Source organism: Streptomyces sp. NBC_01235, from assembly GCF_035989285.1.
Taxonomy (GTDB): domain Bacteria; phylum Actinomycetota; class Actinomycetes; order Streptomycetales; family Streptomycetaceae; genus Streptomyces.
Window position 1 is genome coordinate 6,768,524 of the sequence record NZ_CP108513.1, and the last position, 23,731, is coordinate 6,792,254.

At 67.3% G+C, this 23,731-nt stretch carries 28 protein-coding genes; 23 read left to right on the forward strand and 5 right to left on the reverse strand.

Going from position 1 to position 23,731, the window contains the following annotated elements; genetic code table 11:
- The first annotated feature begins 20 nt into the window (after positions 1 to 20).
- Complete coding sequence (locus OG289_RS30405) at positions 21 to 3,920, forward strand: DNA-directed RNA polymerase subunit beta' (RefSeq protein WP_327317242.1); 3,900 nt, start codon at positions 21 to 23, stop codon at positions 3,918 to 3,920.
- Between the two features lie 191 nt (positions 3,921 to 4,111).
- On the opposite strand, the gene OG289_RS30410 is transcribed toward OG289_RS30405, so the two are convergent.
- Entirely contained in the window at positions 4,112 to 5,389 is a 1,278-nt protein-coding gene (locus tag OG289_RS30410; protein ID WP_327317243.1) for a hypothetical protein, read from the reverse strand.
- A 144-nt stretch (positions 5,390 to 5,533) separates the two neighbouring features.
- On the opposite strand from OG289_RS30410, the gene OG289_RS30415 reads away from it, so the two are divergent.
- The 5 genes from OG289_RS30415 to tuf all read left to right on the forward strand — a co-directional run bounded on the left by OG289_RS30415 (position 5,534) and on the right by tuf (position 11,188).
- Positions 5,534 to 6,562, forward strand: coding sequence for a glycosyltransferase family 2 protein (locus tag OG289_RS30415; protein ID WP_327317244.1), 1,029 nt, complete (start codon positions 5,534 to 5,536; stop codon positions 6,560 to 6,562).
- Between the two features lie 256 nt (positions 6,563 to 6,818).
- On the forward strand, positions 6,819 to 7,190 hold the full coding sequence (rpsL, locus tag OG289_RS30420) for a 30S ribosomal protein S12 (RefSeq protein ID WP_003948652.1): 372 nt from the start codon (positions 6,819 to 6,821) through the stop codon (positions 7,188 to 7,190).
- 3 nt (positions 7,191 to 7,193) lie between these two features.
- Positions 7,194 to 7,664 carry a 30S ribosomal protein S7 gene (gene rpsG, locus OG289_RS30425; RefSeq protein WP_030788318.1) on the forward strand — a complete coding sequence of 157 codons (471 nt, stop codon included), beginning with the start codon at positions 7,194 to 7,196 and terminating at the stop codon, positions 7,662 to 7,664.
- 39 nt (positions 7,665 to 7,703) lie between these two features.
- On the forward strand, positions 7,704 to 9,830 hold the full coding sequence (gene fusA / locus OG289_RS30430) for an elongation factor G (protein WP_327317245.1): 2,127 nt from the start codon (positions 7,704 to 7,706) through the stop codon (positions 9,828 to 9,830).
- 164 nt (positions 9,831 to 9,994) lie between these two features.
- The gene (tuf, locus tag OG289_RS30435; RefSeq protein WP_327317246.1) at positions 9,995 to 11,188 is read left to right on the forward strand and encodes an elongation factor Tu; all 1,194 of its coding nucleotides are present in this window, start codon (positions 9,995 to 9,997) and stop codon (positions 11,186 to 11,188) included.
- Between the two features lie 120 nt (positions 11,189 to 11,308).
- On the opposite strand, the gene OG289_RS30440 is transcribed toward tuf, so the two are convergent.
- Complete coding sequence (locus OG289_RS30440) at positions 11,309 to 11,776, reverse strand: hypothetical protein (protein WP_327317247.1); 468 nt, start codon at positions 11,774 to 11,776, stop codon at positions 11,309 to 11,311.
- 217 nt (positions 11,777 to 11,993) lie between these two features.
- On the opposite strand from OG289_RS30440, the gene OG289_RS30445 reads away from it, so the two are divergent.
- Positions 11,994 to 13,148 (forward strand): acyltransferase family protein, encoded by a 1,155-nt coding sequence (locus tag OG289_RS30445; RefSeq protein WP_327317248.1) that lies wholly within the window; start codon positions 11,994 to 11,996, stop codon positions 13,146 to 13,148.
- A 7-nt stretch (positions 13,149 to 13,155) separates the two neighbouring features.
- Here the strand turns inward: OG289_RS30445 and OG289_RS30450 are convergent, their stop codons facing one another.
- Both OG289_RS30450 and OG289_RS30455 read right to left on the reverse strand, forming a co-directional pair.
- Positions 13,156 to 13,749 (reverse strand): Uma2 family endonuclease, encoded by a 594-nt coding sequence (locus tag OG289_RS30450; protein ID WP_327317249.1) that lies wholly within the window; start codon positions 13,747 to 13,749, stop codon positions 13,156 to 13,158.
- 52 nt (positions 13,750 to 13,801) lie between these two features.
- Complete coding sequence (locus OG289_RS30455; protein ID WP_327317250.1) at positions 13,802 to 14,656, reverse strand: helix-turn-helix domain-containing protein; 855 nt, start codon at positions 14,654 to 14,656, stop codon at positions 13,802 to 13,804.
- Between the two features lie 408 nt (positions 14,657 to 15,064).
- Between OG289_RS30455 and OG289_RS30465 the strand changes: the two genes are divergently transcribed.
- Positions 15,065 to 15,229: a DUF397 domain-containing protein gene (locus OG289_RS30465; protein WP_442818978.1), complete on the forward strand. Its 165-nt coding sequence runs from the start codon at positions 15,065 to 15,067 to the stop codon at positions 15,227 to 15,229.
- Positions 15,230 to 15,232: 3 nt separating this feature from the next.
- Here the strand turns inward: OG289_RS30465 and OG289_RS30470 are convergent, their stop codons facing one another.
- On the reverse strand, positions 15,233 to 15,544 hold the full coding sequence (locus OG289_RS30470; RefSeq protein ID WP_327317252.1) for a hypothetical protein: 312 nt from the start codon (positions 15,542 to 15,544) through the stop codon (positions 15,233 to 15,235).
- A gap of 87 nt (positions 15,545 to 15,631) precedes the next feature.
- Between OG289_RS30470 and OG289_RS30475 the strand changes: the two genes are divergently transcribed.
- The 15 genes from OG289_RS30475 to rplE all read left to right on the forward strand — a co-directional run bounded on the left by OG289_RS30475 (position 15,632) and on the right by rplE (position 23,730).
- On the forward strand, positions 15,632 to 16,564 hold the full coding sequence (locus tag OG289_RS30475; protein WP_327317253.1) for a hypothetical protein: 933 nt from the start codon (positions 15,632 to 15,634) through the stop codon (positions 16,562 to 16,564).
- Between the two features lie 408 nt (positions 16,565 to 16,972).
- Positions 16,973 to 17,281, forward strand: a complete 309-nt coding sequence (gene rpsJ, locus OG289_RS30480; RefSeq protein WP_003948644.1) for a 30S ribosomal protein S10 — start codon at positions 16,973 to 16,975, stop codon at positions 17,279 to 17,281.
- A gap of 17 nt (positions 17,282 to 17,298) precedes the next feature.
- Complete coding sequence (gene rplC / locus OG289_RS30485; protein ID WP_327317254.1) at positions 17,299 to 17,943, forward strand: 50S ribosomal protein L3; 645 nt, start codon at positions 17,299 to 17,301, stop codon at positions 17,941 to 17,943.
- Positions 17,944 to 17,951: 8 nt separating this feature from the next.
- Positions 17,952 to 18,611 (forward strand): 50S ribosomal protein L4, encoded by a 660-nt coding sequence (gene rplD / locus OG289_RS30490; protein WP_057584679.1) that lies wholly within the window; start codon positions 17,952 to 17,954, stop codon positions 18,609 to 18,611.
- Positions 18,611 to 19,030, forward strand: coding sequence for a 50S ribosomal protein L23 (rplW, locus tag OG289_RS30495; RefSeq protein ID WP_327317255.1), 420 nt, complete (start codon positions 18,611 to 18,613; stop codon positions 19,028 to 19,030). Before rplD ends, rplW begins: the two co-directional genes overlap by 1 nt.
- Positions 19,031 to 19,070: 40 nt before the next feature.
- Complete coding sequence (gene rplB, locus OG289_RS30500; RefSeq protein WP_030788280.1) at positions 19,071 to 19,907, forward strand: 50S ribosomal protein L2; 837 nt, start codon at positions 19,071 to 19,073, stop codon at positions 19,905 to 19,907.
- A gap of 12 nt (positions 19,908 to 19,919) precedes the next feature.
- Complete coding sequence (gene rpsS, locus OG289_RS30505) at positions 19,920 to 20,201, forward strand: 30S ribosomal protein S19 (RefSeq protein WP_069770399.1); 282 nt, start codon at positions 19,920 to 19,922, stop codon at positions 20,199 to 20,201.
- Positions 20,202 to 20,243: 42 nt separating this feature from the next.
- Positions 20,244 to 20,591, forward strand: coding sequence for a 50S ribosomal protein L22 (gene rplV / locus OG289_RS30510; RefSeq protein ID WP_003974262.1), 348 nt, complete (start codon positions 20,244 to 20,246; stop codon positions 20,589 to 20,591).
- Entirely contained in the window at positions 20,591 to 21,418 is an 828-nt protein-coding gene (rpsC, locus tag OG289_RS30515; protein WP_327317256.1) for a 30S ribosomal protein S3, read from the forward strand. The genes rplV and rpsC overlap by 1 nt, the downstream gene beginning before the upstream one ends.
- Before the next feature lie 5 nt (positions 21,419 to 21,423).
- Entirely contained in the window at positions 21,424 to 21,843 is a 420-nt protein-coding gene (gene rplP / locus OG289_RS30520) for a 50S ribosomal protein L16 (protein ID WP_006140905.1), read from the forward strand.
- Entirely contained in the window at positions 21,843 to 22,067 is a 225-nt protein-coding gene (rpmC, locus tag OG289_RS30525; protein ID WP_003998824.1) for a 50S ribosomal protein L29, read from the forward strand. The genes rplP and rpmC overlap by 1 nt, the downstream gene beginning before the upstream one ends.
- Complete coding sequence (rpsQ, locus tag OG289_RS30530; RefSeq protein ID WP_079660412.1) at positions 22,067 to 22,354, forward strand: 30S ribosomal protein S17; 288 nt, start codon at positions 22,067 to 22,069, stop codon at positions 22,352 to 22,354. The genes rpmC and rpsQ overlap by 1 nt, the downstream gene beginning before the upstream one ends.
- Before the next feature lie 124 nt (positions 22,355 to 22,478).
- The gene (gene rplN / locus OG289_RS30535; RefSeq protein WP_003992364.1) at positions 22,479 to 22,847 is read left to right on the forward strand and encodes a 50S ribosomal protein L14; all 369 of its coding nucleotides are present in this window, start codon (positions 22,479 to 22,481) and stop codon (positions 22,845 to 22,847) included.
- Between the two features lie 2 nt (positions 22,848 to 22,849).
- Positions 22,850 to 23,173 carry a 50S ribosomal protein L24 gene (gene rplX, locus OG289_RS30540; RefSeq protein WP_030039760.1) on the forward strand — a complete coding sequence of 108 codons (324 nt, stop codon included), beginning with the start codon at positions 22,850 to 22,852 and terminating at the stop codon, positions 23,171 to 23,173.
- Complete coding sequence (gene rplE / locus OG289_RS30545; protein ID WP_030788262.1) at positions 23,173 to 23,730, forward strand: 50S ribosomal protein L5; 558 nt, start codon at positions 23,173 to 23,175, stop codon at positions 23,728 to 23,730. The genes rplX and rplE overlap by 1 nt, the downstream gene beginning before the upstream one ends.
- Position 23,731: the final 1 nt, after the last annotated feature.

Here is a 23,731-nt window from a genome sequence, read left to right on the forward strand (position 1 = left end):
CTGAGAGGGATTGACGCATAGTGCTCGACGTCAACTTCTTCGACGAGCTCCGGATCGGCCTGGCCACGGCGGACGACATCCGTCAGTGGAGCCACGGCGAGGTCAAGAAGCCCGAGACGATCAACTACCGCACGCTCAAGCCGGAAAAGGACGGACTCTTCTGCGAGAAGATCTTCGGTCCGACCCGGGACTGGGAGTGCTACTGCGGCAAGTACAAGCGTGTCCGGTTCAAGGGCATCATCTGCGAGCGCTGCGGCGTCGAGGTCACTCGCGCCAAGGTGCGTCGTGAGCGGATGGGCCACATCGAGCTGGCCGCCCCTGTCACGCACATCTGGTACTTCAAGGGCGTTCCGTCGCGCCTCGGCTACCTGCTCGACCTCGCCCCGAAGGACCTCGAGAAGGTCATCTACTTCGCGGCGTACATGATCACGTACGTCGACGACGAGCGCCGGACGCGTGACCTGCCCTCGCTGGAGGCGCACGTCTCCGTCGAGCGTCAGCAGATCGAGAACCGTCGCGACGCCGACCTCGAGGCCCGCGCCAAGAAGCTCGAGACCGACCTGGCCGAGCTCGAGGCCGAGGGTGCCAAGGCCGACGTGCGCCGCAAGGTGCGCGAAGGCGCCGAGCGCGAGATGAAGCAGCTGCGCGACCGTGCGCAGCGCGAGATCGACCGTCTCGACGAGGTCTGGACCCGCTTCAAGAACCTCAAGGTCCAGGACCTGGAGGGCGACGAGCTCCTCTACCGCGAGCTGCGTGACCGCTTCGGCACGTACTTCGACGGTTCGATGGGTGCCGCGGCGCTGCAGAAGCGCCTGGAGTCCTTCGACCTGGACGAGGAGGCCGAGCGCCTCCGCGAGATCATCCGCACCGGCAAGGGCCAGAAGAAGACCCGTGCGCTCAAGCGCCTGAAGGTCGTCTCCGCGTTCCTGCAGACCAGCAACAGCCCCAAGGGCATGGTGCTGGACTGCGTGCCGGTCATCCCGCCGGACCTTCGCCCGATGGTGCAGCTGGACGGTGGCCGCTTCGCGACCTCCGACCTGAACGACCTGTACCGCCGTGTGATCAACCGGAACAACCGACTGAAGCGCCTTCTCGACCTCGGTGCGCCCGAGATCATCGTGAACAACGAGAAGCGCATGCTCCAGGAGGCCGTGGACGCGCTGTTCGACAACGGTCGTCGTGGCCGTCCGGTCACCGGTCCCGGTAACCGCCCGCTGAAGTCCCTCAGCGACATGCTGAAGGGCAAGCAGGGTCGATTCCGTCAGAACCTGCTCGGCAAGCGTGTGGACTACTCCGCGCGTTCCGTGATCGTCGTCGGTCCGCAGCTGAAGCTGCACCAGTGCGGTCTGCCGAAGGCGATGGCGCTGGAGCTCTTCAAGCCGTTCGTGATGAAGCGCCTGGTCGACCTGAACCACGCGCAGAACATCAAGAGCGCCAAGCGCATGGTGGAGCGCGGCCGCACGGTCGTGTACGACGTCCTCGAAGAGGTCATCGCCGAGCACCCGGTTCTGCTGAACCGTGCGCCCACCCTGCACCGCCTCGGCATCCAGGCCTTCGAGCCGCAGCTGGTCGAGGGCAAGGCCATCCAGATCCACCCGCTCGTCTGCACCGCGTTCAACGCGGACTTCGACGGTGACCAGATGGCCGTCCACCTGCCGCTCTCCGCGGAGGCGCAGGCCGAGGCCCGCATCCTGATGCTGTCCTCGAACAACATCCTCAAGCCCGCCGACGGCCGTCCGGTGACGATGCCGACCCAGGACATGGTCCTCGGTCTGTTCTTCCTCACCACCGACGGCGAGCTGCGTGACACCAAGGGCGAGGGCCGGTCCTTCGGCTCCTCGGCCGAGGCGATCATGGCGTTCGACGCCGGTGAGCTCGCGCTCCAGTCGCCGGTCGACATCCGCTTCCCGGTGGGCACCATCCCGCCGCGTGGCTGGACGCCGCCGGCGCGTGAGGAGGGCGAGCCGGAGTGGCAGCAGGGGGACACCTTCCGCCTGCGCACCACCCTGGGCCGCGCGCTCTTCAACGAGCTGCTCCCCGAGGACTACCCGTTCGTCGACTACTCGGTGGGCAAGAAGCAGCTCTCCGAGATCGTCAACGACCTGGCCGAGCGCTACCCCAAGGTCATCGTGGCGGCGACGCTCGACAACCTGAAGGCGGCCGGCTTCTACTGGGCGACCCGTTCCGGTGTCACCGTGGCCATCTCCGACGTCGTCGTTCCCGAGGCGAAGAAGGAGATCGTCAAGGGCTACGAGGCGCAGGACGAGAAGGTCCAGAAGCAGTACGAGCGCGGTCTGATCACCAAGGAAGAGCGCACGCAGGAGCTCATCGCGATCTGGACCAAGGCGACCAACGAGGTCGCCGAGGCGATGAACGCGAACTTCCCCAAGACGAACCCCATCTTCATGATGGTTGACTCGGGTGCCCGAGGAAACATGATGCAGATGCGGCAGATCGCCGGTATGCGTGGTCTGGTGTCGAACGCGAAGAACGAGACCATCCCGCGTCCGATCAAGGCCTCGTTCCGTGAGGGTCTGTCCGTGCTGGAGTACTTCATCTCCACGCACGGTGCCCGTAAGGGTCTGGCGGACACCGCCCTGCGTACCGCCGACTCGGGTTACCTGACCCGTCGTCTGGTGGACGTCTCGCAGGACGTCATCATCCGCGAGGAGGACTGCGGCACCGAGCGCGGTCTGAAGCTGAAGATCGCGGTCCGCGGCGAGGACGGCGTCCTGCGCAAGACGGACGACGTCGAGACCAGCGTCTACGCCCGCATGCTCGCCGAGGACGTCGTCATCGACGGCAAGGTGATCGCGCCGGCCAACGTGGACCTGGGCGACGTGCTCATCGACCAGCTGGTGCGTCACGGTGTCGAGGAGGTCAAGACCCGCTCGATCCTGACCTGTGAGTCGCAGGTCGGCACGTGTGCCATGTGCTATGGCCGCTCGCTGGCCACCGGCAAGCTGGTCGACATCGGTGAGGCGGTCGGCATCATCGCCGCCCAGTCCATCGGTGAGCCCGGCACCCAGCTGACGATGCGTACCTTCCACACCGGTGGTGTGGCCGGTGACGACATCACCCAGGGTCTGCCGCGTGTCGTCGAGCTCTTCGAGGCCCGTACCCCGAAGGGTGTCGCCCCGATCTCCGAGGCCTCCGGCCGCGTGCGGATCGAGGAGACCGAGAAGACCAAGAAGATCGTCATCACGCCGGACGACGGCAGCGACGAGACGGCGTTCCCGATCTCGAAGCGCGCCCGTCTTCTGGTCAGCGAGGGCGAGCACGTCGAGGTGGGCCAGAAGCTCACCGTGGGTGCCACCAACCCGCACGACGTGCTGCGCATCCTGGGTCAGCGTGCCGTCCAGGTCCACCTGGTCGGCGAGGTCCAGAAGGTGTACAACTCGCAGGGTGTGTCGATCCACGACAAGCACATCGAGATCATCATCCGGCAGATGCTGCGCCGTGTGACGATCATCGAGTCCGGCGACGCCGAGCTGCTGCCCGGCGAGCTCGTCGAGCGCTCGAAGTTCGAGGTCGAGAACCGTCGTGTGGTGCAGGAGGGCGGTCACCCGGCCTCCGGTCGTCCGCAGCTCATGGGTATCACCAAGGCCTCGCTGGCCACGGAGTCCTGGCTGTCGGCGGCGTCCTTCCAGGAGACGACCAGGGTCCTCACGGACGCGGCGATCAACGCCAAGTCCGACTCCCTGATCGGCCTCAAGGAGAACGTCATCATCGGTAAGCTCATCCCGGCCGGTACGGGTCTGTCCCGCTACCGCAACATCCGGGTCGAGCCGACCGAGGAGGCCAAGGCCGCGATGTACTCGGCCGTCGGCTACGACGACATCGACTACTCGCCGTTCGGCACGGGCTCCGGCCAGGCCGTTCCGCTGGAGGACTACGACTACGGTCCGTACAACCAGTAAGCAGCGAGCGATCGCTTGAAGGGCGGCCACCCCGTTTCGTACGGGGTGGCCGCCCTTCGGCGTTCCCGACGCCCTTCGGCGCTCTGAGCTCTCAGGGCCCCTGCCCTGGGGCTCAGGCGCTCCAGGGGGCCTTCAGCGCCGCCCAGGCGCCTGCCCAGCGGGCCGCGCGACCCGGGGGTGTCGAACCCGGGCTACGGAATTCCCAACTCGAAGATCACGTAATGCGCGTACCACCCCGACGCGATGGCCGCCGTTCCGAAGAACACCGCCAGGCTCGGCCACTTCAGCCGGCTCAGTGCCGCCGCCGGGGCCAGCAGCAGGGGGAAGGCGGGGAGCAGGTAGCGGCCCGTGTTGCCGAACATCTGCTGGGTACCGAGCACGGTGATCACGCTCGCCAGCGTGTACGCGACCAGCACCAGCGGCGGTTTCTTCCGCAGCATCAGCGCGATCAGGAAGGGCAGTGCCAGGACGAGTTGTACGGCCAGCAGGTCGGGGACCGTGAACGCGAACAGGTAGTCGTGGCGACCGACCGCAGTGTTGCGCAGCACGTCGAGGGTGTAGGCGCCGAAGTCGAAGGAGTGCGCCCATCCCTCGCGCTGGAGCGTGAAGTACGCGGTGAGGTCGCCCATGCTGAGGCCGACCCACGTGATGTAGGTGAGCAGGCCGAGCGGCGCGGCGATCATCGCGTACACGGGTCCGGCGACCCCGTGCTCGCGCCTGCTCTCCCGCCGGGCGAGCGTCACGATCGCCGCCAGCCCGACCGCGCCGATGAGCGCGGCGGACGTCGGCCGGTTGAGCCCGGCGAGGAAGGCGAGGAGCCCGGCCGCCACCCAGCGGCCCTTCATCACGCAGTAGCAGCACCAGGCCGCTATGGCGACGAAGACCGACTCCGAGTACACCGCCCACTCCACGCCCGCCCCGGGCGCCACCGCCCACAGCCCGGCCGCGATCGTGCCCGCCCGCACCCCGGCCAGCGTCGAGACCACGGCGTAGATGCCGGCGGCGGCGAGGAAGGAGGCCAGGACCGACACCAGGATCGCGGAGCCGTACAGGCCCAGTCCCGTGATCTCCGACACGCCCCGGATCAGGCCGGGGTAGAGCGGAAAGAAGGCGACCGAGTCCTGTTTGACCGTGAACAGGCCGCCCGGGGCGAGCGGCTGGAGCGGCTTGGGGTGGTAGCCCTTCTCGGCGACCTGGAGGTACCACCAGCCGTCCCAGGTGGCGAGCACGTCCCACCAGTGGGCGCCGCCGCCGAAGCGCGGGTTCTTCTTCTGGTATTCGTCGGCCCACTCCAGGAGCCAGCCGAACACGGTCAGCCCGACGAGCTTCATCGTGCCGTAGAGGAGCAGCGGGGCGAGGTACGGTCGTACACCGTCAGGCAGGGTGAGGCGGCGGAGCCTCGGGAGCCGTTCCTTTCGCCCGTCGGGCACGGCGGGGCTGGTCGCCGTGTCCTTGGAAGCCGTGCTCATGGCTGGGGTCCCCCCTCGGCCGATCGCCGGACACCCAGGGCGGGGCGGAGCGCTGTCCGGGTGATCGTGAAGTTTGGTCATAAGAGTTTGGTCATAAGATCGCAACAGAGTCGCACATGTGCGCCACAGGTTGGGGGAGGACGGGTGACCGAAGCGCCGAACGCCACGGCCACGGGGACCGTCTTGTCGGTCGTCATACCCATGTACAACGAGGAAGAGGTGCTTCCCGCGCTGGTAAGCCGGTTGCGCCCGGTCCTCGCGGGCCTCGGCGTCGACTACGAGGTCGTCGCGGTGGACGACGGCAGCACCGACCGCACGGCCGAGCTGCTCGCCGCGTTCCGGCTCGGCTGGCCGGAGTTGCGCATCATCGGCCTGCGCCGCAACTCGGGCCACCAGGCGGCCCTCACCGCCGGCCTCGACCGGGCGCTCGGCGCGTACGTCGTCAGCATCGACGCCGACCTCCAGGACCCGCCCGAGAAGATCGTCGACATGCTTGCGCTGGCCCGCGCCGAGAACCTCGACATCGTCTACGGCATCCGTGCCGACCGGGCCAGCGACACCGGCTTCAAGCGGTGGACGGCAGGCCTGTACTACCGCCTCGTGCGCCGTCTCGCCGGGGAGGCCGTCCCTGCCCAGGCCGGTGACTTCCGGCTGCTGAGCCGGGCCGCGGTGGACGCCCTGAAGGCCCTGCCGGACCAGCAGCGCGTCTACCGTCTCCTCGTGCCCTGGCTGGGCTTCCCCAGCGGCGAGGTCTCCTATGAGCGCGCGCCGCGGCCGGCGGGCCAGAGCAAGTACCCCCTGGGCCGGATGATCCGGCTGGCCGTCGACAGCGTCACCGGCTTCTCGGCGGCCCCCCTGCGCATCGCCACCTGGCTGGGCGGCCTCGCCTTCCTGGTCTGCCTGGCCCTGATGGGCTACACCCTGAGCGCCTACGCCCTGGAGCGCACCGTCCCCGGCTGGACGTCCCTCTTCATCGGTGTGCTGTTCGTCGGTGCCGTCCAGCTGATCTGTGTGGGCCTGCTCGGCGAGTACGTCGGCCGCATCTACACGGCCGTACAGAACCGTCCGACGTACTTCGTCGGGCATGACACAGCTCACGACACGGCGGTGCCTCCGGTGGGTTCCGCGGAGGTCTCGGCTCCGCTATCACAGAGCCTGCGGCAGCGGTCGTAAACCTCCGGCGTGTCGGCGGCGGGGATTCTGTTTTGACCGGAGTCGGTGCGCTAGGTACGCTCAGACCTTGTGCCTGGGGTGTGCCCTGGCCCTTGTGCGTGTCCTCAACCGCATACGGGTCTAAGCAGTGGCCTCCGCAATCTGCGTCTCCTTCTGCCTCGCGGCGGAAGTTCGCGGGATTCGACACACCCGACCGCGTGGGTCGGCGAAGTTCCAGGTTAGCTGTACAAATCGGCACACAGAAACCGGAGAAGTAGTGCCTACGATCCAGCAGCTGGTCCGTAAGGGCCGGCAGGACAAGGTCGAAAAGAACAAGACGCCCGCACTCGAGGGTTCCCCTCAGCGTCGCGGCGTCTGCACGCGTGTGTTCACGACCACCCCGAAGAAGCCGAACTCGGCCCTGCGTAAGGTCGCGCGTGTGCGTCTGACCAGCGGGATCGAGGTCACCGCTTACATTCCGGGTGAGGGACACAACCTGCAGGAGCACTCCATCGTGCTCGTGCGTGGTGGCCGTGTGAAGGACCTGCCGGGTGTTCGCTACAAGATCATCCGCGGCTCCCTCGACACCCAGGGTGTCAAGAACCGCAAGCAGGCCCGCAGCCGCTACGGCGCCAAGAAGGAGAAGTAAGAAATGCCTCGTAAGGGCCCTGCCCCGAAGCGCCCGGTCATCATCGACCCGGTCTACGGTTCTCCTCTTGTCACGTCGCTCATCAACAAGGTGCTGCTGAACGGCAAGCGCTCCACCGCCGAGCGCATCGTCTACGGCGCCATGGAGGGCCTGCGCGAGAAGACCGGCAACGACCCGGTCATCACGCTGAAGCGCGCTCTCGAGAACATCAAGCCGACCATCGAGGTCAAGTCCCGCCGTGTCGGTGGCGCGACCTACCAGGTTCCGGTCGAGGTCAAGCCGGGCCGCGCGAGCACCCTGGCGCTGCGCTGGCTCGTGGGCTACTCCCGCGCCCGTCGCGAGAAGACCATGACCGAGCGCCTGCTCAACGAGCTTCTCGACGCGTCCAACGGCCTCGGTGCCGCTGTGAAGAAGCGCGAGGACACCCACAAGATGGCCGAGTCCAACAAGGCCTTCGCGCACTACCGCTGGTAGTCGCTACCCACATCGAGACCGAGAGAAGACGAAAGCCTTATGGCTACCACTTCACTTGACCTGGCCAAGGTCCGCAACATCGGGATCATGGCCCACATCGACGCGGGCAAGACGACCACCACCGAGCGGATCCTGTTCTACACCGGCGTCTCCTACAAGATCGGTGAGGTCCACGACGGCGCCGCGACCATGGACTGGATGGAGCAGGAGCAGGAGCGTGGCATCACGATCACCTCTGCTGCCACCACCTGTCACTGGCCGCTGGCCGACGTCGACCACACCATCAACATCATCGACACGCCGGGCCACGTCGACTTCACCGTCGAGGTGGAGCGTTCGCTTCGCGTGCTCGACGGTGCCGTGACGGTGTTCGACGGCGTCGCGGGTGTCGAGCCCCAGTCCGAGACCGTGTGGCGTCAGGCGGACCGCTACGGCGTCCCGCGCATCTGCTTCGTCAACAAGCTCGACCGGACCGGTGCCGAGTTCCACCGCTGCGTCGACATGATCAGCAGCCGCCTGGGCGCGACGCCGATCGTCATGCAGCTCCCGATCGGTGCCGAGGCCGACTTCAAGGGCGTCGTCGACCTGGTCACGATGAAGGCCTTCGTGTGGTCCGCCGAGGCGGAGAAGGGCGAGATGTACGACGTCGTCGACATCCCGGCCACCCACACCGAGGCTGCCGAGGAGTACCGCGGCAAGCTCGTCGAGACCGTCGCCGAGAACGACGACGAGATCATGGAGCTGTACCTGGAGGGCCAGGAGCCCTCGGTGGAGCAGCTGTACGCCGCGATCCGTCGCATCACCATCGCGTCCGGCAAGTCCAGCGACGTCACGGTCACCCCCGTGTTCTGCGGCACCGCGTTCAAGAACAAGGGCGTCCAGCCCCTGCTCGACGCGGTCGTGCGCTACCTCCCCTCCCCCCTGGACGTCGAGGCCATCGAGGGCCACGACGTCAAGGACCCGGAGCTGGTCGTCAAGCGCAAGCCGTCCGACGACGAGCCGCTGTCGGCGCTGGCGTTCAAGATCATGAGCGACCCGCACCTCGGCAAGCTCACCTTCGTCCGGGTCTACTCGGGCCGCCTGGTGTCCGGCACCGCCGTGCTGAACTCCGTCAAGGGCAAGAAGGAGCGCATCGGCAAGATCTACCGCATGCACGCGAACAAGCGTGAGGAGATCGAGGCGGTCGGCGCCGGCGACATCGTCGCCGTCATGGGTCTGAAGCAGACCACGACCGGCGAGACGCTGTGCGACGACAAGGCCCCGGTCATCCTGGAGTCCATGGACTTCCCGGCGCCGGTCATCCAGGTCGCCATCGAGCCCAAGTCGAAGGGCGACCAGGAGAAGCTGGGCATCGCGATCCAGCGCCTGGCCGAGGAGGACCCGTCGTTCCAGGTCCACTCGGACGAGGAGACCGGCCAGACCATCATCGGTGGCATGGGCGAGCTGCACCTCGAGGTGCTGGTCGACCGTATGCGCCGTGAGTTCAAGGTCGAGGCCAACGTCGGCAAGCCGCAGGTCGCCTACCGCGAGACCATTCGCAAGGCGGTCGACCGGGTCGACTACACGCACAAGAAGCAGACTGGTGGTACCGGCCAGTTCGCCAAGGTGCAGATCGCGATCGAGCCGATCGAGGGTGGCGACGCCTCGTACGAGTTCGTGAACAAGGTGACCGGTGGTCGTATCCCGAAGGAGTACATCCCTTCGGTCGACGCCGGTGCGCAGGAGGCCATGCAGTTCGGCATCCTCGCCGGTTACGAGATGACCGGCGTGCGCGTCACCCTGCTCGACGGTGGCTACCACGAGGTGGACTCCTCCGAGCTCGCCTTCAAGATCGCCGGATCGCAGGCCTTCAAGGAGGCCGCGCGCAAGGCCAGCCCCGTGCTGCTCGAGCCGATGATGGCCGTCGAGGTCACCACGCCCGAGGACTACATGGGTGAGGTCATCGGCGACATCAACTCCCGCCGTGGTCAGATCCAGGCCATGGAGGAGCGGGCCGGTGCCCGCGTCGTCAAGGGCCTGGTGCCCCTGTCGGAGATGTTCGGCTACGTCGGCGACCTCCGCAGCAAGACGTCGGGTCGCGCGAGCTACTCGATGCAGTTCGACTCCTACGCCGAGGTTCCCCGGAACGTCGCCGAGGAGATCATCGCGAAGGCCAAGGGCGAGTAACGCACCGCGTTCACACGCTTTAGGCTTGACTCCGGAGCCTCTGGGGCAACCACCCGCATTCGTCACCGTTCGTGGGTGTTTGCTCCGGGCCCGGGCTATGACAGCAAAGATCACCTGGCGCCGATGAAGTAAGGCGTACCAGAACCACTCCCAGGAGGACCCCAGTGGCGAAGGCGAAGTTCGAGCGGACTAAGCCGCACGTCAACATCGGCACCATCGGTCACATCGACCACGGTAAGACGACCCTCACGGCCGCCATTACCAAGGTGCTGCACGACGCGTACCCGGACCTGAACGAGGCCTCGGCCTTCGACCAGATCGACAAGGCTCCTGAGGAGCGCCAGCGCGGTATCACGATCTCCATCGCGCACGTCGAGTACCAGACCGAGACGCGTCACTACGCCCACGTCGACTGCCCCGGTCACGCGGACTACATCAAGAACATGATCACGGGTGCGGCGCAGATGGACGGCGCCATCCTCGTGGTCGCCGCCACCGACGGCCCGATGCCGCAGACCAAGGAGCACGTGCTCCTGGCCCGCCAGGTCGGCGTTCCGTACATCGTCGTCGCCCTGAACAAGGCCGACATGGTGGACGACGAGGAGATCCTGGAGCTCGTCGAGCTCGAGGTCCGTGAGCTCCTCTCCGAGTACGAGTTCCCGGGCGACGACCTGCCGGTCGTCAAGGTCTCGGCGCTCAAGGCGCTCGAGGGCGACGCCGAGTGGGGCCAGACCGTTCTGGACCTGATGGCCGCCGTCGACGAGTCGATCCCGACCCCCGAGCGTGACGTCGACAAGCCGTTCCTCATGCCCGTCGAGGACGTCTTCACGATCACCGGTCGCGGTACGGTCGTCACCGGCCGTATCGAGCGTGGTGTCCTGAAGGTCAACGAGACCGTCGACATCATCGGCATCAAGACCGAGAAGACCACCACCACGGTCACCGGTATCGAGATGTTCCGCAAGCTGCTCGACGAGGGCCAGGCCGGTGAGAACGTCGGTCTGCTGCTCCGCGGCATCAAGCGCGAGGACGTCGAGCGCGGCCAGGTCATCATCAAGCCGGGCTCGGTCACCCCGCACACCGAGTTCGAGGCCCAGGCCTACATCCTGTCGAAGGACGAGGGTGGCCGTCACACCCCCTTCTTCAACAACTACCGTCCGCAGTTCTACTTCCGTACGACGGACGTGACCGGCGTCGTGACCCTCCCCGAGGGCACCGAGATGGTCATGCCGGGTGACAACACCGAGATGAAGGTGGAGCTCATCCAGCCCGTCGCCATGGAAGAGGGCCTGAAGTTCGCCATCCGTGAGGGTGGCCGGACGGTCGGCGCCGGCCAGGTCACCAAGATCAACAAGTAAGTCTTGTTGCTCGACCTGGTAGCTCCAGCCTGAGCTGAGCACCTGAGAGGGCCCGTACGACTCCGGTCGTACGGGCCCTTTCGCATGGGCGGGCGGGCCGGCCCGGGGGGCGGTAGGGGGTCAGATGCGGGCGAGGACCTGCCGCACGGGGTGCCCGAGCGATTTGCCGAGATCGGCCAGCTCGCCGTCGTCGAACGGCTCCCGGTCCGGATTCCAGACGGCGATCTCGAAACGCGCGAAGCCGCAGGGCCGGTCGTACTGCAGTGCGTCCAGCGAGGTCGCGGCCCCGCAACAGGGGACCTTCACATCGAGGGTGGCGAAGCCGTCGTCGCAGTGGGCCTCGAGGAGATCGCCGTACCACTCGTCGGCGATGGTCGCACCGCAGCGCGGACAGCCGATCCGCTCCAGGTTCTCACCGCAGTCCACGGCCATGACGGTGTCGTACCAGTCGACGTCGATCTCGATGTCGAAGCCGCCGTGGTCCTCGGGAACGAGACGGGCCAGCAGTGCGGCGGCGCGGTCGGCGGCGGCCTCGTCGGGCTGCCAGCGGGGGTCGGTCGGAATGACCGAGAGGACGTTGTCGCTCATGGGCTCACTCGAATCGTCGAAGTCATCTGTTTGTCGTCCTCTGTCGTGGTCGTCGGGTGAAGTGTCGGCGAACCCTGCGCGACGGGCCGACGAGGGGTCGGTCAACCTTGCGGGCCGGGTGCGCGGATTGCCCCCATCTGCTCCCTGTGTGGTGATTGTGGCGGCCGTAATCTGTCCGATCGGTACCCATCGGGCGGACCCGGACCCACCGACGAGGATGACTGGCTTGGCTCTCACACGCGGTGCGCAGCCGCTGCCCCCACTCGCCGTGCTGCCCCAGCCCGCCGCCACCGCCCGGCAGGGCAGCGAGCGCTCTCGCCGGCTCCACGCCGTCGACGGCATCCGTCTGCTGGCGGCGCTCATGGTGGCCCTCCACCACTACGCCGGCACCCGCCGCGCGAACACGCCGGACAACCTGATCTGGGACCGCCCGGTGTCGGACATCATGCCGACGGTGTTCCACGTGGCGGCCTACGGCTGGATCGGCGTCGAGATCTTCTTCGTGATCAGCGGCTTCGTGATCTGCATGTCGTGCTGGGGCCGGACACCGAGGCAGTTCTTCGTGTCGCGGGTGATCCGCCTCTACCCCGCGTACTGGTTCGCGGTCCTGTTCACGACGGGGGTGCTGGCGGCGGTGCCGGGCGTGTGGGAGCGTGTGCGCCCGCGGGACGTGCTGCTCAACCTGACGATGCTCCAGTCGGGTTCGGGGGTCCGCAACGTCGACGGCGTGTACTGGACGCTCTGGTCGGAGCTGCGCTTCTACCTTCTCTTCCTGGTGGTCGTGCGGATGGGCCTGACGTACCGCCGGGTGGTGGTGTTCTGCTGCGTGTGGGGTGCGGCGGCGATGCTGGCGCCGGTGGCGGACTTCCCGCCGCTGGAGCTGATGGCCGCCCCGGAGGGGGCCTGGTACTTCATCGCCGGCCTCGCCCTCTACCTGATGCACCGCTTCGGCCAGGATCTGCTGCTGTGGGGCATCCTCGGCATGGCCTGGCTGATGGCCCAGAAGGAACTGGGCGACCGCATCGACGAGGTCGAGCACGTGTCCGGCTGGCGGGGCGCGGTGCTGATCTTCACCGTGTTCCTGCTGGTGATGGTCGCGGTGGCGCTCGGCTACACGGACCGCATCCGGTGGCGGTGGCTGGTGACGGCCGGGAGCCTTACGTATCCCCTGTACCTGATGCACTACGCGGCGGGCACGGCGGTGATCAACCGCTTGCGGGACCAGATGGACGCGCGGCTGCTGGTGGCGGTGGTGCCGGCCGGGTTCCTGGCGCTGAGCTGGGCGGTGCACCGGTTCGTGGAACGGCCGGTGGCGGGGGTGGTGAAGCGGGGGCTGGAGAGGGCGTTCGTGCGGGTGCGGAGTGTGGGGTAGGGGCTTATCAGGCGGGGTAGCGGGGGAGTCCCTCAGTGGAGATCGTCCAGTCGACGATGGTGACGTCCTCGCCGTAGACGAAGTCCTTGCGGGTCGCGTAGCGGGGGCCGTCGGGTGTGGGGTGGATGTCGGTGAGGACCGCGCCCTCGCCCGTGCGGGGGTCGAAGATGGCGTAGACGGGGATGCCGAGGAGGGGGTAGTCGCGGATCTTGCCGACCCAGTCGTTGTCAGGGTTGGAGCGGGAGACGACCTCGACGGCGGCGCAGATCGTACGGGGATCGAAGGTTCCCTCGATCTCCATGTCCGCCTCGGCGATCACCATCACGTCGGGGCGACGCATGATGCCTTCGGATTCGCCTTCCACGTCCGGCTCACCTGTATGAGCCACGATCTCCTCCGGCATCACCTTTTCCAGGCGCTTCCGAACGCGCAGCACGGTGAGCTCGTGAGGCCCGACGGGCGCCATCATGTCGTGAACGATCCCTTCCTTGGTGATCTCGAATTTGCCAGGCACCGTGTCGTCCGTGGACTGCACGAAGTCCCGCATGGCGCGGTACCGGTGGGAGGCGCCCTGCTGCGCGTTCTTCGAGGCGATGGTCATGGCGCTCTCTCCTCGTCGTCTGTGCCCAGGGGCAAGGATCGTCACGTTCATGCTAGGCGGCCTCCGGGAGATTGCGGCGGCAGTCACGGCAGTGGCCTGGTTCGGGCGCGCGGAAGACCTTGTCGCAGTCTTCGCAGGTCTGGGGGCGGTGCCGGACGGCAGGAGGCGGGGCGGGGGCCCGGTACGGCGGGAGGGGTGGGAGCTGGGCGGCCAGGCGGTGGGCGAGGAGGGCTGCTGGGCGGCGCAGGGGGTCCTCGGGGAGGTCGGCGGTGAGGGCGTGGCGGACGGTGGTGGGGGTGACGTCGCGTTCCAGCCAGGCGGCGACGCCGGGGGCGAGGTGGTCGGCGTCGGTGGCGGAGAGGAGGAGGCGGGGGTCGTGGCGGCGCAGGCCGGCGAGGACGTCGGTTGCCGTCTGGAGGAGGGTGGGGGCGGGGTAGGCGGGCTGGGGGACCGCCGGGAGTTTCTTGCGGGGTGGGCGGCTGTCCGGGGCTGGGCGTCGGGCGGGCGGCCTGGCGGGCTCGGGCACGCTGCCGTGGCGTCCGGGCTGGTTGCAGGAGACCGTGCGCGTGACGATGCGTCCGCCGGGGATGCGGGAGCGTTCGCGGCGGAGGTAGCCGTGGGACTCCAGTTCGCGCAGGGCGGCGGCGATCCGGGTCGCGCCCTCGGGGAAGCGGGCGGTGAGGGTCTTGATGTCGACCCGGGCGCCCTTGGGCAGCGACTGGATGTGGACGCCCAGTCCGATCGCCAGGAGGGACAACTCCCCGTGCTGGGCGAGGTGGTTGCCGATCACCGTGAAGCGGGTGGTGTGGCGGGCGTTGTCGTGGGTGAGTCCGCCCGCGTGGGGGTGGTTCTTGCCCGTGTTACGGGACTCGGCGCATGAGGGCGCGCTAGGGTTTTGCGTATCCATCGGGAAGCTTTCCTCTTCCTCGGTGGTCAGGCCCTCGCATTGGGATTGCAGTCCCGGCGGGGGCCGTCGCATGTCTGCGGTTGTGTGGTGGTGATGCTGCGCCGAGCGTAGGGCAGGCAACCCGCCCCAAATCCACTCCAGTTGGCATATTCACTCGCGGGAGTGAGTTTGCGCAGCGGGCGGGAGGGGTGGGGCTTGGTCGGGTTCTTTCACCGTCGTGGTCCTTGGAAAGAGAGCGCCCCTCGCGTCGCAGCACGAGGCACCGAAGCGCGACGCGTCGGGTTCCGGTGGGAGTACGACCTCGGCCCACACCGTCTTGCGCGGACGCATCTCCGCTACTCCCCAAAGGTCGGCGAGCGCGTCCACGAGGAGCAGCCCGCGGCCCGACTCGCCGTGACCGTCGGCCGGTTGAAGGCACGGCATCCGGTCACCGCGCGTGTCCGTGACCTCGATGTGGAGGGTGTCGGCGATGACGTACAGCACGAGCCACCCGTCCACGTCCGTGATTCGAAGCTCACCGACGGCCCCGCCTTCCGTGTCGCCGCGGCCGCCTGGGCGGGCTTCGTGATGTAAACGTCAGGTATTCACCATCGCGGCGAGTAGCACCAGGAGTCCCACCGGAAAGAGCGTGATCAACAGTGCCGCGCCCGCTGCCAGGATGCGAGGCATCCGAAGAGAGCGGCGGTGCGGCAGGACCCAGGCGAGCGTGAACAGGGCCAGGGCCCAGTAGATCACCGCTCCGTACTGGTCCATTCCGCCGGCCTCTGACCGGATCACGCTGTACTCCAGCGCGAGGACCGGCAGGCCGAGCGCGGAGGCCACCAGGGGAGCCCTCCACCAGGTCCTGTGGTCGGCGTGGCCCCGCGGCGTAGCGTTCTGCGTCGTCATGGGACCACCTCATCAGCGCCGCACGGCCCACGGCATCGGGAGCCGTACTCATCCCGCCGGCGTCGGCTACTCACCTCGGAGGGATGCGTGACGGTTCTCGACAGCGTGCGCGCCTGGCATCTGCGCCTGCGCAACGAACTCGACCCCGCCCGCTTCGCCGTCGCCCGGCACGACTCGCCCGACGACGGACGGAACAAGCACGTCGTGTGTCTCAGCGTCGACGGCCCCGAGCGGCTGGGACAGCTGAGCGTGTGGGACACGGGTGAGGCGGAGCTGGATCTCGCGGACGCGACGGACGGGGAGGTGCGTTCCGAACATCTGTCGGTACCGGGCGAGCGGCAACTCGCGCGTGCGGTGCTGAAGTTGAGGGACTGGGTGACAGGTGACCCCCTGCGGGAGGACCGCCTGGCCCGTGGGGTCTTCGCTCCGTTCGGGGGCGTCGTGGAGATCGGGGCCGTGAACGCGACCCGGACCTGGCGGCTGCCCGAGGTGTCCGTGGAGGCGTTCGTCGAACGGCGGCAGGGTGACGTGACCCGCGTGCTGGACGGCGTCCGGTCCGTCTGCCGGTTCGGCGATGCCGGCATGGCCGTCGCCGACGAGCTGGGGTACCTCCGGGAGCACGAGGTGCCTGCGCCCTCGCTGCTCCTCTGGTCGGCCGGCCTCACCGGAGTCCCGGAGCCCGTCGAGAAGCTCGAGGACCCCGTTCTCGTGCGCCGCATGTGCCGGATGGGCGCCGATCTCCAGCTGACCGCCTTTCTGGACGCACTGATCAACGCCGCCGTCGCGGGCGGTACGGCACCCCGGTCGGCGGCGGGGGAGATCGTCGACGTCCTGGCCGCCGCGTGTCGGCTCGCCGAAGACGGCGGTGAAAGCGGCCCGCGGGACGTCTTCCGGATGTGGCGGGTCGCCCGTCTCCCCGGCATCCTGCGGCCCGGCTCCGACGCCCCGGAGTGGGGGAAAGCCGGGCTCCGGGCCTATGACGAGGCACTGGAGGAGCGGCTCACCGCGCCCCGCGTTTGACCTACGTCACTCCGGGGGTATTCTCTCCGGCCCGATTGGCCAGGCCCCTGCCCCATATGGCAGACTGTCGGAGTTGCTCGGTCGAGTGTTGATGCTGCGCGCCTCCCGCCGGGAGGACCGGAAGCGAGTCCCACAGTACTCGTCGCCCTAACTGCCTGATGGCAGCGCTGGGGCGGACGTACGGGAATCTTCCGGGAAGTGTCAGTGCAGCGCCGACCAGGCACCCGGTGGGCCTTTCGTCCCCGGCTTGCGGTTCCGGAAGGGCCGTGCTTTCCCAGTAGGGATGTTCGAACAAGGGGCATCTGTGTCTGGCGAGAGCGCGACACACCCGACCGCGTGGGTCGGAGGATCGAGTAACGGAACACCCGGTTCCAGAGCGTTAGAAGAGAACAGGACTACTGAGTAGCCATGGCGGGACAGAAGATCCGCATCCGGCTCAAGGCCTACGACCACGAGGTCATCGACAGCTCGGCGAAGAAGATCGTCGAGACGGTGACCCGCACTGGTGCGTCGGTCGCGGGCCCGGTGCCGCTGCCCACTGAGAAGAACGTGTACTGCGTCATCAAGTCGCCGCACAAGTACAAGGACTCGCGCGAGCACTTCGAGATGCGCACGCACAAGCGCCTGATCGACATCCTCGACCCGACGCCCAAGACCGTTGACTCTCTGATGCGACTCGACCTCCCGGCCGGTGTCGACATCGAGATCAAGCTCTAGGGGTCGGTGATCTGAGAATGGCTAAGCAGATCAAGGGCATCCTGGGCGAGAAGCTCGGCATGACGCAGGTGTGGGACGAGAACAACCGTGTTGTTCCGGTCACCGTCGTCAAGGCCAGCCCCAACGTCGTGACCCAGGTCCGCACGAATGACAGTGACGGCTACGAGTCGATCCAGATCGCCTTCGGCGAGATCGACCCGCGCAAGGTGAACAAGCCCCTCAAGGGTCACTTCGCCAAGGCCGACGTCACCCCCCGTCGCCACCTCGTCGAGATCCGCACCGCGGACGCCTCCGAGTACACGCTGGGCCAGGAGATCACCGCTGAGGTGTTCGAGGCCGGCGTGAAGGTCGACGTGACCGGCAAGAGCAAGGGCAAGGGCTTCGCCGGTGTCATGAAGCGTCACAACTTCAAGGGCCTCGGCGCCGGACACGGCACCCAGCGCAAGCACCGCTCGCCCGGTTCCATCGGTGGCTGCGCCACCCCGGGCCGCGTGTTCAAGGGCCTCCGCATGGCGGGTCGCATGGGCAACGAGCGTGTCACCACCCAGAACCTGACCGTCCACGCCGTTGACGCGGAGAAGGGTCTGCTGCTCATCAAGGGCGCCGTCCCCGGTCCGAACGGCGGCCTCGTCCTGGTCCGCACCGCGGCCAAGGGGGCCTGAGGTAACCGATGAGCACTGTTGACATCCTTTCGCCTGCCGGCGAGAAGACCGGTAGCGTCGAGCTCCCCGCGGAGATCTTCGGCGTGGAGAAGGTCAGCATCCCGCTGATCCACCAGGTCGTCGTCGCGCAGAACGCCGCTGCCCGTCAGGGCACGCACAAGACCAAGACCCGCGGCGAGGTTCGCGGTGGCGGTAAGAAGCCTTACCGTCAGAAGGGCACCGGCCGTGCGCGCCAGGGCTCGACCCGCGCGCCGCAGTTCGCCGGCGGTGGCGTCGTCCACGGCCCGCAGCCGCGTGACTACTCGCAGCGGACCCCGAAGAAGATGAAGGCTGCCGCCCTGCGTCACGCCCTCACCGACCGGGCCCGTCACAACCGCATTCACGTCGTCACCGGCGTGATCGAGGGCGAGGCTCCTTCCACGAAGGCCGCTCGCACGCTGTTCGGCAAGATCTCGGAGCGCAAGAACCTGCTCCTGGTCGTCGACCGTGCCGACGAGGCCGCGTGGCTGTCCGCCCGCAACCTGCCCCAGGTGCACATCCTGGAGCCGGGCCAGCTGAACACGTACGACGTGATCGTCTCGGACGACGTGGTCTTCACCCAGGCCGCTCTTGAGTCCTTCGTGTCCGGCCCGAACAAGGCCAACGACACCGAAGGGAGTGACGCCTGATGGCTACGCGTCACCCGAGCATCGCCTCCAAGGCGGCCAAGGCCGCCAAGGCCGCGCGCGTCGCCAAGGCGAAGCGCCACGAGGCCGAGGGCAAGAACACCGTCGTCACCGCGCCCAGCAAGGCGTACACGGACCCCCGTGACGTGCTGCTGAAGCCGGTCGTGTCGGAGAAGAGCTACGCGCTCCTCGACGAGAACAAGTACACGTTCATCGTCGACCCGAACGCCAACAAGACCCAGATCAAGCAGGCCGTCCAGGCGGTCTTCTCGGTCAAGGTCACCGGGGTCAACACGATCAACCGCATCGGCAAGCGCAAGCGCACGAAGACCGGTTTCGGTCAGCGTGCCGCCACCAAGCGCGCGATCGTGACCCTCGCTGAGGGCGACCGTATCGACATCTTCGGCGGTCCGACCGCCTGACGGCGGTCCGGATCGTCCGATATCGGACGAGGACTGAGAAATGGGAATCCGCAAGTACAAGCCGACTACGCCGGGCCGTCGTGGCTCCAGCGTCGCCGACTTCGTCGAGGTCACGCGGTCCACGCCGGAGAAGTCGCTGGTTCGCCCCCTGCACAGCAAGGGCGGCCGTAACAATTCCGGTCGTGTGACCGTTCGCCACCAGGGTGGCGGACACAAGCGCGCCTACCGTGTCATCGACTTCCGTCGCCATGACAAGGACGGCGTGCCGGCGAAGGTCGCGCACATCGAGTACGACCCCAACCGCACCGCGCGCATCGCGCTGCTGCACTACGCCGACGGCGAGAAGCGCTACATCCTCGCCCCGCGCAACCTGCAGCAGGGTGACCGCGTCGAGAACGGTCCCGGGGCCGACATCAAGCCGGGCAACAACCTGGCGCTCCGCAACATCCCGGTCGGTACCACGATCCACGCGATCGAGCTCCGTCCGGGTGGCGGCGCCAAGTTCGCCCGCTCCGCCGGTGCCTCCGTGCAGCTGCTCGCGAAGGAGGGCTCGATGGCCCACCTCCGCATGCCGTCCGGTGAGATCCGCCTGGTCGACCAGCGCTGCCGCGCCACGGTCGGCGAGGTCGGCAACGCCGAGCAGAGCAACATCAACTGGGGCAAGGCCGGCCGCAAGCGCTGGCTGGGCGTCCGCCCGACCGTTCGCGGTGTGGCGATGAACCCGGTTGACCACCCCCACGGTGGTGGTGAGGGCAAGACCTCCGGTGGTCGCCACCCGGTCAGCCCCTGGGGTCAGAAGGAGGGTCGTACTCGTTCGCCGAAGAAGGCTTCGAACAAGTACATCGTCCGCCGCCGCAAGACGAACAAGAAGCGCTAGGAGCGGGTTTAGATGCCGCGCAGTCTCAAGAAGGGGCCCTTCGTCGACGACCACCTCGTGAAGAAGGTGGACGCCCAGAACGAAGCCGGTTCCAAGAACGTCATCAAGACCTGGTCCCGTCGCTCGATGATCATTCCCAGCATGCTGGGCCACACGATCGCGGTGCACAACGGCAAGACCCACATTCCGGTGTTTGTCACCGAGTCGATGGTCGGCCACAAGCTCGGCGAGTTCTCGCCGACGCGCACCTTCCGGGGTCACGTCAAGGACGACCGGAAGTCGAAGCGCCGCTAGTAGCGGGGTGGAATGACCATGACAGACACTGGAAGGACAACCATGGAAGCCAGGGCCCAGGCGCGGTACATCCGCGTCACGCCCATGAAGGCCCGCCGGGTGGTGGACCTTATCCGTGGCATGGACGCCACGGAGGCTCAGGCGGTCCTGCGTTTCGCCCCGCAGGCCGCGAGCGTGCCGGTCGGCAAGGTGCTGGACAGCGCCATCGCCAACGCCGCGCACAACTACGACCACACTGACGCCGACAGCCTCTTCATCTCCGAGGCGTACGTCGACGAGGGCCCGACCCTGAAGCGGTTCCGTCCGCGCGCCCAGGGCCGCGCCTACCGGATCCGCAAGCGGACCAGCCACATCACCGTGGTCGTCAGCAGCAAGGAAGGGACCCGGTAATGGGCCAGAAGGTTAACCCGCATGGGTTCCGGCTCGGCATCACCACGGACTTCAAGTCCCGTTGGTACGCCGACAAGTCGTACAAGGAATACGTCGGAGAAGACGTCGCCATCCGTCGGATGATGACGTCCGGCATGGAGCGCGCCGGCATCTCGAAGGTTGAGATCGAGCGCACCCGTGACCGTGTCCGCGTCGACATCCACACCGCGCGTCCGGGCATCGTCATCGGCCGCCGCGGCGCCGAGGCCGACCGTATCCGCGGCGACCTGGAGAAGCTGACCAAGAAGCAGGTCCAGCTGAACATCCTCGAGGTCAAGAACCCCGAGGTCGACGCTCAGCTGGTGGCCCAGGCCGTCGCCGAGCAGCTCTCCTCCCGCGTCTCCTTCCGTCGCGCCATGCGTAAGAGCATGCAGTCGGCGATGAAGGCGGGCGCCAAGGGCATCAAGATCCAGTGCGGTGGCCGCCTCGGCGGCGCCGAGATGTCCCGCTCGGAGTTCTACCGCGAGGGCCGTGTGCCCCTGCACACGCTCCGCGCGAACGTGGACTACGGCTTCTTCGAGGCCAAGACGACCTTCGGCCGCATCGGTGTGAAGGTCTGGATCTACAAGGGCGACGTCAAGAACATCGCCGAGGTCCGCGCCGAGAACGCCGCTGCCCGCGCCGGCAACCGCCCGGCCCGTGGTGGCGCTGACCGCCCGGCCCGTGGTGGCCGCGGTGGCGAGCGTGGCGGTCGCGGTCGTAAGCCGCAGCAGGCTCCCGCTGCCGAGGCCCCCAAGGCCGAGGCTCCGGCTGCCGCTCCGGCTGAGAGCACCGGAACGGAGGCCTGACCGACATGCTGATCCCCCGTAGGGTCAAGCACCGCAAGCAGCACCACCCGAAGCGCCGTGGTCAGGCCAAGGGCGGTACGACGGTCTCGTTCGGCGAGTACGGCATTCAGGCCCTCACGCCGGCGTACGTGACCAACCGCCAGATCGAGGCGGCCCGTATCGCGATGACCCGCCACATCAAGCGTGGCGGCAAGGTCTGGATCAACATCTACCCGGACCGCCCGCTGACGAAGAAGCCTGCCGAGACCCGCATGGGTTCCGGTAAGGGTTCTCCCGAGTGGTGGATCGCGAACGTGCACCCGGGCCGGGTCATGTTCGAGCTGTCCTACCCCAACGAGAAGATCGCCCGTGAGGCCCTCACTCGCGCAGCCCACAAGCTGCCGATGAAGTGCCGGATCGTCAAGCGCGAGGCAGGTGAAGCGTGATGTCGGCCGGTACCAAGGCGTCCGAGCTGCGCGAACTGGGTGACGAGGAGCTTCTGGCGAAGCTTCGCGAAGCCAAGGAAGAGCTGTTCAACCTCCGCTTCCAGGCGGCGACGGGTCAGCTCGAGAACCACGGTCGGCTCAAGGCCGTCCGTAAGGACATCGCGCGGATCTACACCCTGATGCGTGAGCGCGAGCTGGGCATCGAGACGGTGGAGAGCGCCTGATGAGTGAGAACAACGTGACTGAGCAGACTGCAGAGGCCCGCGGCTTCCGCAAGACCCGTGAGGGTCTGGTCGTCAGCGACAAGATGGACAAGACCGTCGTCGTCGCTGTCGAGGACCGCGTGAAGCACGCGCTGTACGGCAAGGTCATCCGCCGTACGAACAAGCTCAAGGCCCACGACGAGCAGAACGCCGCAGGCGTCGGCGACCGTGTCCTCCTCGCGGAGACCCGGCCGCTGTCCGCGACGAAGCGCTGGCGCATCGTCGAGATCCTCGAGAAGGCCAAGTAGGTAATTCCCGCAAGGGAATTCCAAAAGTACGCCTGCGGGCAAACCCGCAGGACAGTTCCGCCAGGCTCCGGGAGCCGCTCGCTGAGCGGCTCCCGGGGAACCGGCAGACAAACAGGAGATAGACGTGATCCAGCAGGAGTCGCGACTGCGCGTCGCCGACAACACTGGTGCGAAGGAAATCCTTTGCATCCGTGTGCTCGGTGGCTCCGGTCGCCGCTACGCGGGCATCGGTGACGTCATCGTCGCCACCGTCAAGGACGCGATCCCCGGCGGCAACGTGAAGAAGGGTGACGTCATCAAGGCGGTCATCGTTCGCACCGTCAAGGAGCGCCGCCGTCCGGACGGCTCGTACATCCGCTTCGACGAGAACGCCGCTGTCATTCTGAAGAACGACGGCGACCCTCGTGGCACCCGCATCTTCGGCCCGGTCGGCCGGGAGCTGCGCGAGAAGAAGTTCATGAAGATCATCTCGCTGGCTCCGGAGGTGCTGTAAGCATGAAGATCAAGAAGGGCGACCTGGTCCAGGTCATCACCGGTAAGGACAAGGGCAAGCAGGGCAAGGTCATCGCGGCCTTCCCCCGCGAGGACCGCGTCCTGGTCGAGGGTGTCAACCGGGTCAAGAAGCACACGAAGGCCGGTCCGACGGCCAAGGGCTCGCAGGCCGGCGGCATCGTGACCACCGAGGCCCCGATCCACGTGTCCAACGTTCAGCTGGTCGTGGAGAAGGACGGCAACAAGGTCGTCACGCGCGTCGGTTACCGCTTCGACGACGAGGGCAACAAGATCCGCGTTGCCAAGCGGACGGGTGAGGACATCTGATGGCTACCACCACGACTCCGCGTCTGAAGACGAAGTACCGCGAGGAGATCGCGGGCAAGCTGCGTGAAGAGTTCTCCTACGAGAACGTCATGCAGATCCCCGGCCTCGTCAAGATCGTGGTCAACATGGGTGTGGGCGACGCCGCCCGCGACTCCAAGCTGATCGAGGGCGCCATCCGCGACCTCACCACGATCACCGGTCAGAAGCCGGCCGTCACCAAGGCCCGCAAGTCCATCGCGCAGTTCAAGCTGCGTGAGGGTCAGCCGATCGGTGCCCACGTCACGCTTCGTGGCGACCGCATGTGGGAGTTCCTGGACCGCACCCTGTCGCTCGCGCTCCCGCGCATCCGCGACTTCCGCGGCCTGTCCCCCAAGCAGTTCGACGGCCGTGGCAACTACACCTTCGGTCTCACGGAGCAGGTCATGTTCCACGAGATCGACCAGGACAAGATCGACCGCGTCCGGGGTATGGACATCACCGTGGTCACCACGGCGACCAACGACGCTGAGGGCCGTGCGCTCCTTCGTCACCTCGGCTTCCCCTTCAAGGAGGCGTGAG